General features: G+C 70.3%; 11 protein-coding genes. 6 read left to right on the forward strand and 5 right to left on the reverse strand.

Annotation, left to right across the window (positions count from 1 at the left end; genetic code table 11):
- Nucleotides 1–12 precede the first annotated feature (12 nt).
- Nucleotides 13–2,568 (forward strand): M1 family metallopeptidase, encoded by a 2,556-nt coding sequence (locus D7X99_RS23485; RefSeq protein WP_121779730.1) that lies wholly within the window; start codon nucleotides 13–15, stop codon nucleotides 2,566–2,568.
- A 731-nt stretch (nucleotides 2,569–3,299) separates the two neighbouring features.
- Nucleotides 3,300–4,652: a phosphoenolpyruvate kinase gene (locus D7X99_RS23490; protein WP_121779731.1), complete on the forward strand. Its 1,353-nt coding sequence runs from the start codon at nucleotides 3,300–3,302 to the stop codon at nucleotides 4,650–4,652.
- On the opposite strand, the gene D7X99_RS42895 is transcribed toward D7X99_RS23490, so the two are convergent.
- The 5 genes from D7X99_RS42895 to D7X99_RS23520 all read right to left on the reverse strand — a co-directional run bounded on the left by D7X99_RS42895 (nucleotide 4,644) and on the right by D7X99_RS23520 (nucleotide 10,385).
- Complete coding sequence (locus D7X99_RS42895; protein ID WP_158627058.1) at nucleotides 4,644–5,708, reverse strand: zinc ribbon domain-containing protein; 1,065 nt, start codon at nucleotides 5,706–5,708, stop codon at nucleotides 4,644–4,646. The two genes, D7X99_RS23490 and D7X99_RS42895, sit on opposite strands and share 9 nt — an antisense overlap.
- A gap of 119 nt (nucleotides 5,709–5,827) precedes the next feature.
- Nucleotides 5,828–6,901 (reverse strand): DUF2804 domain-containing protein, encoded by a 1,074-nt coding sequence (locus D7X99_RS23505; protein ID WP_121779734.1) that lies wholly within the window; start codon nucleotides 6,899–6,901, stop codon nucleotides 5,828–5,830.
- A gap of 94 nt (nucleotides 6,902–6,995) precedes the next feature.
- Nucleotides 6,996–8,168, reverse strand: coding sequence for an ABC transporter permease (locus tag D7X99_RS23510; protein WP_121779735.1), 1,173 nt, complete (start codon nucleotides 8,166–8,168; stop codon nucleotides 6,996–6,998).
- The gene (locus D7X99_RS23515; RefSeq protein ID WP_120578489.1) at nucleotides 8,165–8,899 is read right to left on the reverse strand and encodes an ATP-binding cassette domain-containing protein; all 735 of its coding nucleotides are present in this window, start codon (nucleotides 8,897–8,899) and stop codon (nucleotides 8,165–8,167) included. The genes D7X99_RS23510 and D7X99_RS23515 overlap by 4 nt, the downstream gene beginning before the upstream one ends.
- Before the next feature lie 13 nt (nucleotides 8,900–8,912).
- Nucleotides 8,913–10,385 (reverse strand): alpha/beta hydrolase, encoded by a 1,473-nt coding sequence (locus D7X99_RS23520; RefSeq protein WP_306465338.1) that lies wholly within the window; start codon nucleotides 10,383–10,385, stop codon nucleotides 8,913–8,915.
- A gap of 145 nt (nucleotides 10,386–10,530) precedes the next feature.
- Between D7X99_RS23520 and D7X99_RS23525 the strand changes: the two genes are divergently transcribed.
- From D7X99_RS23525 to D7X99_RS23540, 4 genes are all read left to right on the forward strand, one after another.
- Complete coding sequence (locus D7X99_RS23525) at nucleotides 10,531–11,373, forward strand: LEA type 2 family protein (RefSeq protein ID WP_120578487.1); 843 nt, start codon at nucleotides 10,531–10,533, stop codon at nucleotides 11,371–11,373.
- Between the two features lie 101 nt (nucleotides 11,374–11,474).
- Nucleotides 11,475–11,867 (forward strand): aspartate 1-decarboxylase, encoded by a 393-nt coding sequence (panD, locus tag D7X99_RS23530; RefSeq protein ID WP_121779737.1) that lies wholly within the window; start codon nucleotides 11,475–11,477, stop codon nucleotides 11,865–11,867.
- A 118-nt stretch (nucleotides 11,868–11,985) separates the two neighbouring features.
- Nucleotides 11,986–12,426 carry a hypothetical protein gene (locus tag D7X99_RS23535; protein ID WP_121779738.1) on the forward strand — a complete coding sequence of 147 codons (441 nt, stop codon included), beginning with the start codon at nucleotides 11,986–11,988 and terminating at the stop codon, nucleotides 12,424–12,426.
- 39 nt (nucleotides 12,427–12,465) lie between these two features.
- Nucleotides 12,466–13,101 (forward strand): EcsC family protein, encoded by a 636-nt coding sequence (locus D7X99_RS23540; protein WP_121779739.1) that lies wholly within the window; start codon nucleotides 12,466–12,468, stop codon nucleotides 13,099–13,101.
- Nucleotides 13,102–13,218: the final 117 nt, after the last annotated feature.

A 13,218-nucleotide genomic window follows, 5' to 3' on the forward strand; every position in this document is an offset into this window, starting at 1 on the left:
ATTGCCGCCCCTATGGCGCATCCCACCGACGACAAGAACTTCCGCCTGCCCACCACCCTCCGCCCGCGCCGCCATCAAGCGACGGTGACCCTGGACCTGGAGGGGCGCACCTTCACGGGTGAGCAGCGCGTGGAGCTGGAGCTGTCCCAGCCCACCTCGGAGATCATCCTCCACGCCAACGCACTGGAGCTGGGCGAGGTCACCTTCCGCGCCGGCAACGACGTGCGCAAGCCCGCGTCCAAGCGCGTGGCCCCGGTGAGCGAGACGGTGGTGCTCACGTTCGACGCGCCCCTGCCCGCGGGTAGCGCCACGCTGGACGTGCTCTGGACGGGGCACTTCAGCGACGGTCTGCGCGGCCTGTACGCGGCGGGCAAGGTGGCCGCGACGCAGTTCGAGGCCGCGGACGCGCGCCGGCTGTTCCCCTGCTTCGACGAGCCGGCCTTCAAGGCGCGCTGGGCGCTCACGGTGCGCGTGCCGGAGGGCCACGCGGTGCTGGGCAACGGCCGCGTGGTGAAGGACGAGAAGGACGGGGCGCTGCGCAAGGTGACGTTCGAGGAGACGGAGCTGCTCAGCTCGTACCTCATCGCGCTGGTGGTGGGCCCGCTGGTGGGCACGCCGGAGGAGAAGGCGGAGGGCATCCCGGTGCGCACGTGGGCGCTGCCGGAGAAGGCGCACCTGGCGAAGTTCGGGCAGGACGCGGCGCTGCAAGTGCTGCCCCGGCTGCAGGACTACTTCGGGCTGCCGTATGCCTTTGGCAAGGTGGACCAGGTGGGCATCCCGGACTTCGAGGCGGGCGCGATGGAGAACGCCGGCCTCATCACCTACCGGGAGGTGGCGCTGCTGTTGGACCCGGCCACCGCGCCGCTGTCCGTGCAGAAGCGCGTGGCGGAGGTGGTGACGCACGAGCTGGCGCACCAGTGGTTCGGCAACTGGGTGACGATGGTGTGGTGGGACGACCTCTGGCTCAACGAGGCGTTCGCGACGTGGATGGCTTTCAAGATTGTCGACCAGTGGCGGCCGGACTGGCGCATGTGGCTGGACTTCGACGCGCACCGGGCGAGCGCGCTGGCGCTGGACGCGCTCAAGTCCACGCACCCCATCCACGGTGAGGTGCGCAACGCGGGCGAGGCCGGTGAGAGCTTCGACGCGATTACGTACGAGAAGGGCGGCGCGGTGCTGCGGATGCTTGAAGGGTTCCTGGGAGAGGGGCCCTTCCGCGAAGGCATCCGGCTGTACATGCGCAAGCACGCGCGCGCGAACGCGGTGAAGGAAGACCTGTGGAACGCGCTGGGTGAGGCCGCGAAGCAGCCGGTGAACGAGCTGGCGACGAAGTGGATTGGCCAGAGCGGCTTCCCGCTGGTGTCGGTGAAGGTGGAGGGGCGGAAGGTGACGCTGTCGCAGCAGCGCCTCTATTCGGAGCCGGGGGTGAAGAGCTCGGAGACGTGGCCGGTGCCCATGGTGCTGCGCTTCGAGGACGCGAGCGGCGTCAAGGAGCAGCGGGTGCTCTTCCGTGACGCGGAGACGACGGTGACGCTGGAGGGCGGCTCGGGCGACGTGAAGTGGCTGTGCGCCAACGGCGGCTCCACGGGCTTCTACCGGGTGGCGTACGAGAAGCAGGCGCTGGACGCGCTGGCGGCGAACATGGGGACGCTGGCGCCGTCGGAGCGCATCTCGTTGCTGGCGGACATGTGGGCGCTGGTGCGCTCGGCGCAGGCGCCGGTGGCGGACCTGCTGGACCTGGCGGCGCGCTTCGGGGACGAGGAGGACGAGGCGGTGCTGGACGAGCTCGTCGGGCGGCTCGGGTACATCGAGAACCGGCTGACGGAGGGCGAGGACCAGGAGCGCTTCCGCCGGTGGGTGGAGCAGCTGTTGGGCGGCGGCCTGAAGAAGCTGGGCTGGCAGGCGGCGCCGGGCGAGCCGGACCGGGTGCGGCTGCGCCGCGCGGCGCTGGTGCGCGCGGTGGGCGGCCTGGCGCGCAGTCCGCAGGTGCTGGCGGAGGCACGTCCGCTGGTGGCGCGGATGCTCCAGGGAGACAAGACCGCGCTGGACGCGAACCTGCTGGACACGGCGGTGGGCATGGTGGCGCGCGCGGGCGACGCGGCGCTGTTCGATGATTTGTCGCAGCGGATGCCGAAGGAGCCGGACCCGGCGACGCAGCGGCGCTACCTGATGGCGCTCACGTCCTTCGAGGACGCGAAGCTGACGGAGCGCGCGCAGGCGCTGTTGTTCACGGAGACGGTGAAGACGCAGGACGTGGCGAGCTTCGCGACAGGCCTGTTGGGCAACCGCACCGGGCGCGACGCGTGGTGGGCGCAGCTGCAGAAGCACTGGAAGGACCTGGTGGGGCGCACGGGAGCGGCGCCCATGCTGCTGCGCCGGGTGGTGGAAGGCCTGGGCCTGCTGCGCACGCGCGAGCAACTGGAGCAGATGAAGGCACTGCTCCAGGCGAACCCGATTCCGGAGGCACAGCAGGCCACGGCGCAGACCCTGGAGCGGCTGACCCAGGACGTGGCCCTGCGCGAGCGCGTGGCCCCAGAGGTGTCCGCGTGGCTGAAGCGTCGGCCGTGAAGTGAGCGCCAGCCGGGAGGGGTGATGTGGAGGTCACTTCTGTTCTGCATGACCTGGGGGCTCGGGTGCGCGGCATCCAGCCCCACCGTTCATGCAGAACGGCTGTAGGGGTCCCATCCGCATGCGCACGCGCACACTCTTCATCGTGTCCGGATTGATGCTCGGTGGCTGCATGAAGGCCCATCGACCCTCGCTGGCGGAGTCAGAGCCTTCACTCGTCTTTCCCTCCTTCTTCTCCAGCCCTGGGGAGGCCGTGGGGAGTCCTGGAAGAACGTATGCGTTGGACGGTTCCGTTCTGCGCGCGCTCTCCCTCGCGGTCGCGGACTTCCTTCCGCCCCCGACGCCATCAACGCCGTGCTGGGACCGGCCCGAGTCACATCGCTACAGAATCCTCCGTGAGTCAGGGGTCAATTTCATCCGGATCGAAGAGGACCCTGCCCCTGTGGTCGACAGGTCCCCGCACTGCACTCCGGAGCGCGCTACGCCTTCAGTGACGACGGCCGGCTCCTGCGGCGCCTCATCGATGGAGAGCCGGAGCAGATTCCGAACGAGGTGTCCTCACCGGACGATGCGGGCGAGGATGCGGCCCCCGGTACGCCTCCACCTCCGGGCCTCCAGCCGGGAGGCCCTCCTCCTCGTTTCTCCCATGCCCCGGACGGCGGGACTCGCGCCATGATGTCAGCGCCTCCATTGGAGCCGAGCCTTCCTCCCGATGGCGGCCCCGGAAACCCATGAAGACCACGCTCACGCCCGAAGCCTCCGCCGCCTCCCGTGAAGCCCTGCGCCGCGCCAACGTGGCGTTCACCCACGTGTATCCGGGCGAGTCCTCCCGGCGCCAACCCGTGCACACCGTGTACGGCGGCGCCCACCTCTTCCGCGCTGGCACCGCGCGAAAGATGGGGGACCTGGCGCTCGCGGCGCTGCGCGACTACGCCGCCGATGGCTCCCAGCTCGCCCATGGCCTGGGCCTGCCCCAGCGCGGCGGCTTCGCCCAGCGCGTCCATGACCGCGTCGTGGACAAGCTCCAGCGTGAACCCGTGGAGGACTTCCGCATCGACTTCGAGGACGGCTATGGCCACCGTCCTGACTCGGAAGAAGACGCCCACGCTGTCTCCGCCGCCACGGAGGTGGCCCGGGGCCTGGAGCAGGACTCGCTCCCTCCGTTCATCGGCATCCGCGTGAAGTCCTTCACGGAAGAGCTCTACGCCCGCGCCTCGCGCACCCTGGACCTCTTCGTCACCACGCTGCTGGAGCAATCCGGTGGCAGGTTGCCTCAGTCCTTCGTTGTCACCCTGCCCAAGGTCACCGTGCCTGAACAGGTGACCGCCCTGGCGAAGCTGCTGTCGGAGCTGGAGTCCGCCCACCGCCTGTCCCCCGGCGCGCTCTCCCTGGAGCTGATGGTGGAGACGCCCCAGGCCCTCTTCGACGCGCGCGGCCGGCCGCACCTGCGCTCGCTCGTGGAGGCCGGAGAGGGCCGCTGCTCCCACGTGCACCTGGGCGTCTACGACTACACCGCCGCCCTGGATGTCAGCGCGCACATGCAGCACATGCTCCACCCCGCCTGCGATTACCTGCGCGACACCGTGCAGGTGCTCCTCGCGGGCAGCGGCGTGCGCCTGTCCGACGGCGCCACCAACGTCATGCCCGTGGGCCCCCACCGCAAGCAGGGCGACACCCCGCTCCTCCCCATGCAGCGGCGCGAGAACACCGACGCCGTGCACCGCGCGTGGCAGGTGGCGTACCGGCATACGCGCCACTCGCTGGAGCGCGGCTACTACCAGGGCTGGGACCTGCACCCCGCCCAGCTCCCCGTGCGCTACGCCGCCGTCTACGCCTTCTTCCAGGAGGGCCTGGAGCCAGCGTCCCAGCGCCTCAAGGCCTTCGTGGACAAGGCCGCCCAGGCCACCCTGCTGGGCGACGTGTTCGACGACGCCGCCACCGGCCAGGGCCTGCTCAACTTCTTCCTGCGCGGGCTCGCCTGCGGCGCCCTCACGGAAGAGGAGGCCCGCTCCACCGGCCTCTCGCTGGAGGAGCTGCGCAGCCGCTCCTTCCGCGCCATCGTGCAGGGCCGCGCGTCACGCTGACGCGGGCGGCTCCGTGGGGGGCACCGCGCTCCGGGGCCCCAGCCACTCGCGCGCGACGGCCACGTCCACCGCGAGGATTCCCAGCAGGAACAGCCACGGCCCCGGCTTCGAAGACAGGCCCGTCAGCGCCCAGACGGTGATGAGCCCCGCGAGCACCGCCGGCACCACAGAAGGCAAGGCCTCCCGCGCGCGCCGCACCGACCCCAGCACGCCCAGCGCCAGGAGCCCCAGCACCACGCCCGTCGCGCCCAGCCGGCCGCGCCCCGTCCCCGCGCCCTGCCCCGACGGGAGCACCAGCGTGTTGAACTTCCACGTGTCGTTGTCCTGGATGTCCCAGGCGAAGTTGTTGTCGATGGTGATGTTGCGCTCGCGCTGCAGGTGGGCCGTGGGCACCAGCGACCATGCCGAACTCCAAGGCAGCAAGAGCCCCACCGCGCACGCCGCCACGCCCGCGAACACCCACCGCTTCAGCCGCACGTCCGCCGGCCGCTTCGTGAGCGACGGCTCCGCCAGCGACGACGCCTTGAACGCCCGCCACTGCACGGAAGCGAGCACCACCGCCGCCAGCACCCACAAGAGCGGCGCCACGCCCAACCCCAGCGACAGGAACGCCTGCGTCACGGTGAGCGCGGTGAACATGGGCAGGAACGCCGGATGCGCGGCCCACTTCACCACCGGCACCAGCGCGTCCGGCAGCTTCCGGCCCGCGGCCACCCACTCGCGCGCGCCCAGCATGCCGGCGCCCACCAGCATCAACACCGACCATGGCAGCCCCAGCCCACCGCCGATGAAAGGCAGCACGGGCGCCACCACCGCCGCCGCCACCAGTCCGGAACCGAGCAGCGGCAGCGAGCCTCCGGGCAGCCGCTCGCGCAGCCTCGGGTCGTCCAGCACGTCCTGCACCGCGCGCCCCGCCGAGTCCGCCGCGCGCTGGGCATGGTCCGCCACCTCGTCCATCACCGGCGACTTGGGCGCGTTCACGTCCCCGCCGCAGTGGGGACACGTCCGCGACGACTGGCCTTCAGGGAGCGGCTGACCACAGTGCGGGCAGGACATGGGGTGGAGTCCTCCTCAGGCGAAAAAGGCGCGGAAAGAGCCTACACCGCGCCCCCGCTGCGTCTTCCATGAACGCGCACGGAGTCCCCAGGGCTTCGCACCCTGCGCACGCCCGGCCGCTACCAGAGCATGTCCTGGTCCTCGGTGACGCCGGGGACGTTGGACAACTGGAGCTCCCGACCACCCACGCGCAGGGTGCCCTCGAAGAAGCCCACGGGCTGGGCGAAGTGGCTCACCACGAGCCGCAGGTTGCGCTCCTCGCGGTGCACGTAGATGGGCTTGAAGCGCAGGTCCACCGCGCCGTCATCCGTCGTCAGGCGCCACGGGTCCAGGAGCTCCTTCGCGTCGTACTCGAAGCGCGCGCGGCCCACCGGGTAGAGCCGGTCACCCAGCCAGACGGCGTTCTCGTTGGCCTCGGTGGCGCCCTCGTTGAAGCCCTCCACCAGGTTGAGGCCCACGGGCGTGCCGTCCGGCAGCCGCCCGGCCGCGAAGGCCCAGCGCCAAGCGGTGTGCCGCGCCAGGTAGCCCTGCGTGTAGTCCATGCCGCCCACGCCGCCATCCAACCGGAAGCGCCGGCCCCCCGCCTCCAGGCTCCCGAAGGCCAGGAGGCCGCTGCGCTTCTGGGTGACGTTGACCAGCCCGTCGCCCGCCACCGGAGCGATGACGGTGAGGGCCGGCGGGCCGCCCGCGACCAGCAACTCGCCGTTCCACTGGAACGACTGGAGCGACTGCGTGCGCATGCGGCTGACGTCCACCTCCACCTGGTAGCGCTCGTCGGACTCGCCGCGCTTCACGGACATGCGCCCGCCCAGTGTGCGGAAGGCCGCCACGAGCCCCGCGCCCGGCTTGTCGCTCACCTCCGCGAGCGGCCCGGGCACGCCCAGGAAGCTCACATCACAGAGCGGCTTCTTCTCCTGCAGGTCCACCGCCACCGCGAAGGCGTTGGCCGTGTAGCCCAGGTCCACCACCGCGAAGAGGGCCGCCACCTCCTGCGTGGCGACGAAGGTGTAGTGCCAGCGCTTGCGCTTGAGCAGCCGCGTCGCGCGCCCCGGAGCCCACTTCCCCAACAGCCGGGGCAGGTCCACCTCCGGCAGCTCTCCCTGATACGTCCCGAACCGCGGTTCCCCTTCCGTGGAGGCCACCGAATTCGGGGCGAAGGGCAGCAAGGCTTCTCGTTCACGCTCAAGCGTCATCGCGAAACATCTGACGGCACTTCGCCGCCCCTGTCACGTGAACACGCGAGCCAAGTTGTGCCCCGAAGACACTCGGGGCCGTCGAGCCTGCTCGCTAGCTCCTACCGAAGATGATGCGCTCCTGGGTCAACAGACGCGTGGTGAAGCGCAGCGCCACCAGTGACACCGCCACACAGGACAGGAACGCGAGCAGGAAGGGCACTGGCCCCAGCGTCTCGCCGCGCATCACCTCGCCCGCGAGCATCTCCTGCCCCAGCACCGGCACCGCGAACATCCACGTCTGCGTCTGGATGGGGGACAGGGCCAGCATCATCCCGGGCAGCGTGGGCAGCACCATCAGGAGCGACAGGTACGTCTGCGCCTCCTTGAACGACCGTGCATAGGTTGACACCCACATCTGCACGGCGGACGCGGCCAGCACCAGCGGCATCACCGCTGCCAGCATCCCCAGCGCGGCCGGAGCGTCGAAGCGGGCACGCACGCCCAGGTCCTCCAGCGGCACGCGCTTCACCACCAGGAAGTAACCCACCAGACACAAGAGCACGCCCGTGCCCGCCATGGCGCAGGTGGCCAGCCACTTGCCCGCCACCACCGCGCCACGCGGAGCGGGGTTGAGCAACAGGGGCTCCAGCGAACCGCGCTCGCGCTCGCCCGCCATGGTGTCGCTGGCCAGCTGCATGCCGCCCGCGAACGCCGCCATCACCAGGAACAGCGGGATGGTGGTGAGCACCGTGGCCGCGGTCCGCTCGGGGGTGGACAAATCCAGCTCGTCCACGCGCACGGGCACCGCCAGCTCCGGCGACACGCCGCGCGCGAACAGGCGCTGGCTGCCGGTCTGCTGCGAATACACCGCCAACATCCGCTGCGCGCGCTGCACGGACTGGCGGGCCTTGTTGCGCGAGCTGTCCACCACCAGCCGCACCGCGGCGGTGTGCCCATCCGCGAAGTCCTTCGAGTAGTCGTCCGTCACCACCAGCACCAGGTCCAGCTTCCCGGCCTGCACCAGTGACTCGTAGTCCTGAGGGGCCTCCGACAGCTTCGCGCCGTAGCGCTCCAGGAAGGCCATCAGGCTGGGCGCGTGCTCGCGGCCCACCACCGGCATCTCCAGCGGCCGGTCCTGCCGGTACCAGGAGGCCATCACGTTGAACATCACCAGGAACACCAGCGGGCCCAACAACGGCCACATCAGCGCGGTGCCCAGCGTGCGCTTGTCCCGCAGGTGGTCCAGCACTTCCTTGCGCAGCACCGTCCCGATGAGGCCCTTCATTCGCGCAACCCCTGCTCGCTGCCAATCACGCTCACGAAGGCTTCCTCCAGGCTGTCCTTGCCGGTGCTCGCGCGCAGCGCGTCCGCCGTGCCGTCCGCCACCACGCGCCCGCGCGCCACCACCACGATGCGGTCACACAGCGCGGCCACCTCCTGCATCACGTGGCTGGAGAACACCACGCAGCAGCCCTGCGCCTTCAGCTTGCGCAAGAGCGTGCGCACGGAGCGCGTGGCCATCACGTCCAGGCCGTTGGTGGGCTCGTCCAGCAGCACGTTGCGAGGCCCGTGCACCAGCGCGCGCGCCAGCGCCACCTTCACGCGCTCGCCCTGGCTGAAGCCCTCCGTGCGCCGGTCCGCGATGTCCTTCATGTCCAGCAGCTCCACCAGCTCCTCCACGCGCGCGTCCAGCGCGGCGCCGGACAGGCCGTGCAGCTCGCCGAAGTACCGTGCGTGCTCGCGCGCGGTGAGGCGCGGGTAGAGGCCTCGCGCGTCGGGCAGCACGCCCAGCGCGCGACGGGCCACCTCCGGCTGCTTCGCCACGTCCACGCCGTCCACGGTGGCGGTGCCGCCGTCCGGGCGCACCAGCGTGTAGAGCATGCGCATCGTGGTCGTCTTGCCCGCGCCGTTGGGGCCCAGCAGGCCCGTGATGACGCCGTCCTCCGCGGTGAAGGTCACGTCGTGCACGGCCGTCACGGAGCCGAAGCGCTTGTGCAGGTTCCTGGCTTCAATCATGGGCGCTTGAGTCCTACGGAACAGGGCCAGCGAAGGAGGTGAAGAAGGGCGGCCGCTTGAGGCCCGCGCCACAGTCGGGCGTCAGGCCCTCCACGCTGCCGCGCGTGAGCACCTCCGCCATCAACGTGCGCGCGCAGTCCGCGCCCACCGTGTTGTGTCCCAACCCCGGCACCACCACGTGCAGGCTGTGCGTGAGCGTCCGCTTCGCCTCCTCGCCCCAGGGCGGCGGCGTCACGGGGTCCAGCTCGCCGGACAGCAGCAGCGTGGGGATGTCCGACTTCACGGGCTCGCGGAAGCTCGCGGGCACGTTCGCCTGCGGCCACTTCGCGCACCCGCGCTTCACGTCCAGCGCCATGCGCGAGCCGAACCAGGTGCCCTTCGCTTCACGCTCGGCGTCCTCCTCCGTGAAGAAGGGCGCGTCCTCCGCGCACACCACCGCGAGGAACATGCCCCGGCTGGTGGTGCGCGCCACCTCGTCGGTGAGCCCCAGCGACAGCGCGACGAAGGGCGTCCAGTCATCCTTCGCGGCGCGGTCCAGCATCAGCGGCACCAGCGACGCGACGTCCGGGCTGTAGAGCAGCGAGAACAGCTCCGACAGGAAGACGCGCCGGGTGAGCGTGAAGTCCTCCGGCACGCCCGTGCGCGGGTGCGACAGGTGCACCTTCGCAGGGGCGGCCTCCAGCTTCGCGAGCAGCGCTTCCGTGCGAGCGCGCAGGTCCGGATACGCCTTCGCGCAGACGCCGTCCTTCGCGCACGCGTCCATGAGCAGGTCCAGGGCGCGCTGGCCATCGCGCGCGGCGTACAGCGGCAGGTACTGCCCCATGGGGGCCACGCCATCCAGGATGGCGGTGCGCACGCGGTCCGGGTGCTGGCGCATGTACACCAGCGCCGCGCGCGTCCCGTAGGAGATGCCCCACAGGTTCACCTGCCGGTAGCCCAGCGCCGCGCGCACATCGTCCAGGTCGTCCATGGCGATGGACGTGGTGTAGAGCCGCTCGTCCGCGTCCCAGCCCTTGCGGCACTGGGGAATCACGTCCGCGTCCTCGCGGTCCTCGAAGCGCTCCGCCAGCGACGTGCGCGAAGGGTTCAACGCCTCGCAGTCCAGCGGGTGCGAGTCCCCCGTGCCGCGCTGGTCCACGAACACGATGTCGCGCTGACGCCGGATGCGATCCAGCGCGGGAAGGATGCGCGTGCGGGACGCCGCCTGGCCGGGGCCTCCCGCGAGGAAGAACAACGGATCTTCCTTCGGCTGCGATGCGAGCGCGGGCACCACCACCACGCGCAGGGAGATTTTGCGCCCCTTCGCCGCGGCCCGGTCCTCGAAGACCTCCAGCGTGCCGCAGAGCGTCTGCGCGGCCACTCCGTCCAGCCGGCACGGCTTCAGGTCCATCCGCCGCGCGGAGGCAGCCTCGGCGTTGGAGGACCGGGAGCAGCCCGTGAGCGACAGCGCGGCCAGTACCGCCAGCGCGGCGAGGGGGTGAGACAAGATGCCACCTGTCACGGCGGGCCAACCTCCAGCACGGGGGAGTCCCCTGGCGCATACCATTGGAGTGCCGAAGGTGCACCCGTCGAGGCCCCGACACGCGCGGCGATTGAATCCGCGCGAACGCGGTGCGTCCTCTGCTACGCCCATGCCCATGAAGAAACGCGCGTTCCTGGTCCTCTTCGCCCTGTCGCTCACCACGCTCTCCGGCTGCGCAGCGCTGCAGAGCCTGCTCAACGGTGCCTTCAAGAAGCCCACGCTGAAGTTCAAGACAGCCCGGCTGGCGAACGCCTCCCTGTCCGACGCCACGGTGGACCTGGTGTACGAGTTGGACAACCCCAACAGCCTGGGCCTGAAGTTGGCGTCGGTGGACTACGCCTTCTTCGTGGAGGGCAAGCAGCTGGTGGCCGGCAAGCCGAAGGAGGGCTTGAACCTCAAGTCCAACGGCAAGAGCCAGATTGTCTTCCCCGCCAACGTGAAGTTCGCGGACATCGCGCCGGTGGTGACCACGTTCCTGGACAAGGACGTCGCGGCCTTCAAGGCGCAGGGCTCGCTGGGCATCCAGACGCCGCTGGGCGTGCTGAAGTTCCCCCTGGAGAAGGAGGGCACGTTCCCTGTCCCCAAGATTCCCCAGGTGCAGTTCCAGGCGCCGCGCATCACCAACGTCACACTGAGCGGCGCCACGGTGGAGTTCCCCCTGGCCATCACCAACCGCAACGCCTTCCCCCTGCCGGTGGCGGGCATCACCGGTGCGCTCAAGGTGGCGGGCGCCAACGTGGGCAACCTGTCCACAGGCAACCTGGGCATGCTGGACGGCAGCGGGACGAAGCAGGTGACGCTGCCCCTCACCATCAACTTCGCGAGCGCCGCTTCCGCGGCCATGGCGCTGCGCTCGGGCGGTAACGCGCAGGTGAGCCTGACGGGCAACCTGACGTCGGACGCGCAGTCCGTGCCCCTGAACCTCAGTCAGCTCGTGAATTTCACGAAATAGAGAGCAGGGCGTGCAGGGAGGCAGGCGGTGCGTGGGACACCGGGGATGTTGTCCCCGGGCAGGGGAGCCGTTACGGTTGCGCCGCTTCCCGAGGGCCCCCCATGCGCCGCATCCTCTTCAAGTCCAAGATCCACCGCGCGACGGTGACCCAGGCCGACCTCGACTACGAGGGTTCGGTGACCATCGACCGAGATTTGCTGAAGGCGGCGGACATCCTCCCCTTCGAGAAGGTCGCGGTGTGGAACGTCACGCGCGGCACCCGGCTGGAGACGTACGCCCTGGAGGGCGAGTCCGGCAGCGGTGTCATCTGCATCAACGGCGCGGCCGCGCACCTGAATCAGCCGGGCGACCTGGTCATCCTGGCCACCTTCGCGGAGGTCGAGGAGGCGGAGCTCGCCAACTGGAAGCCCACGGTCGTCTTCGTGGACGGAAAGAACCGGGCGGTTCCCGGCGTCACCGAGGAAATCCCCGGGCCCGCGCGCCGTATCGCGTAGAGACGCCCACGGGTCCTTCCGGCACCTTTTGCCGCACCTGGCCCTGTCTGCCATGCTTCCCGCCCTTTCCTTGTTGGCGCGGAGGCGCGGCGACGCGCGTCCCGGAGGCGATGACGCGATGAAGTGGACGTGGGCGGGCCTGACGGTCCTGGTGGCGGTGACGGGGTGCAAGCAGGTGGGCCCGTATCAGCGCGACCCCAACGAGGAGGACGCGTTCATCTCCAACGTGCCGGTCATCCGGGCGCCCGCGCAGGACCGCTGCGCGGCGTTGGGGAAGTCCTCCGTGCGCGGCGGCTGTGACGACGCCCTCTACCTGGCCCAGGAGTACGCCCGGCGCCTGTCGGTGGGGGACGAGGTGTGCCTGGAGGGCGGCTTCGGCGAGGAGCCGGGCGCGGCGTGCAAGGCGCGCGCGGCGGTCATCGACACGGGGCCCAACCGGGTGAAGCTGGAGGTGCGCTCGGCGCGTCCGGATTCGCGGTGGTTCAAGTCGGAGATGCGACACGGCTGGTACGAAGAAGGCGCGTTGGTGGACCTGTACCTGGCCGAGCGGGGTTACTAGAGACGACCGGCCGCGTGCATCGCGGCCAAGGAGGAGGACATGGCCTTCTACGACGGCGTGACAGAGCGGCTGGGCTTCATGAAGAAGCTGACCCCCGCGGAGCTGAAGAAGCTGGGGTCGCTGCGTCTGTCGGACCTCATCCAGGGGGAGATCGGCCGGGCGCGCGTACGCGTGGCGGCGCTGGAGAAGCGCTACCCGTCCGCGACGACCAAGGAGCTGGCGCAGCGGCTGGTGGACGAGAAGAAGAGCCTCGCGAGCATGGTGGGCGGAGTGAGCGGCGTGTTCGGGCTCATCTCGCTGCCGGCGGACCTGACGTTCATGGCGTACCTGCAGCTCGTCCTGCTCACGGACGTGGCCACGCTCTACAAGGCGAACCTCAAGACGGACCGGGCGCGCGGGGAGATGTTGGACCTGTTCGGCTACGCCAACGGACTGGGGCCGCTGCACCGCTCCGGGCCGAAGGTGCTGGGGAAGCTGGCGGCGCTGCTGCTCGCGAAGGGCGGCATGACGACGCTGGGTCGCGCGATGCCGCTGGTCGCCGCGCCCATCACGGCGTACCTCAACAACCAGCACATCCAGATGGTGGGTGAGCAGGCCGTTCGGTTCTACGAGGGATTCGACAAGGCGCACGCGAAGGCACGCAGCGCTCGGCGCAAGGCTGCGGGCGCGGAGTAGCCGTAGGCGCTGCCCCAGCGTGTTAGGATTGCGGAAGCAAGGCCTGACACGCTGGGGGGCAGTCAGTGAAGACAGACACTGAGTCGGTTCTCGAGTCCATCGCGCTCGTTGTGACTC

Origin of the sequence: Corallococcus sp. AB032C (assembly GCF_003668935.1) — a bacterium.
Taxonomy (GTDB): domain Bacteria; phylum Myxococcota; class Myxococcia; order Myxococcales; family Myxococcaceae; genus Corallococcus; species Corallococcus exiguus.

What these genes read in the sequence shown, in the direction of transcription:
- D7X99_RS23485 (WP_121779730.1), top strand. Translation starts at nt 13, where the DNA reads ATGGCGCATCCCACCGACGACAAGAACTTCCGCCTGCCCACCACCCTC.
- D7X99_RS23490 (WP_121779731.1), top strand. Translation starts at nt 3,300, where the DNA reads ATGAAGACCACGCTCACGCCCGAAGCCTCCGCCGCCTCCCGTGAAGCC.
- D7X99_RS42895 (WP_158627058.1), bottom strand. Translation starts at nt 5,708, where the DNA reads ATGTCCTGCCCGCACTGTGGTCAGCCGCTCCCTGAAGGCCAGTCGTCG.
- D7X99_RS23505 (WP_121779734.1), bottom strand. Translation starts at nt 6,901, where the DNA reads ATGACGCTTGAGCGTGAACGAGAAGCCTTGCTGCCCTTCGCCCCGAAT.
- D7X99_RS23510 (WP_121779735.1), bottom strand. Translation starts at nt 8,168, where the DNA reads ATGAAGGGCCTCATCGGGACGGTGCTGCGCAAGGAAGTGCTGGACCAC.
- D7X99_RS23515 (WP_120578489.1), bottom strand. Translation starts at nt 8,899, where the DNA reads ATGATTGAAGCCAGGAACCTGCACAAGCGCTTCGGCTCCGTGACGGCC.
- D7X99_RS23525 (WP_120578487.1), top strand. Translation starts at nt 10,531, where the DNA reads ATGCCCATGAAGAAACGCGCGTTCCTGGTCCTCTTCGCCCTGTCGCTC.
- panD (WP_121779737.1), top strand. Translation starts at nt 11,475, where the DNA reads ATGCGCCGCATCCTCTTCAAGTCCAAGATCCACCGCGCGACGGTGACC.
- D7X99_RS23535 (WP_121779738.1), top strand. Translation starts at nt 11,986, where the DNA reads ATGAAGTGGACGTGGGCGGGCCTGACGGTCCTGGTGGCGGTGACGGGG.
- D7X99_RS23540 (WP_121779739.1), top strand. Translation starts at nt 12,466, where the DNA reads ATGGCCTTCTACGACGGCGTGACAGAGCGGCTGGGCTTCATGAAGAAG.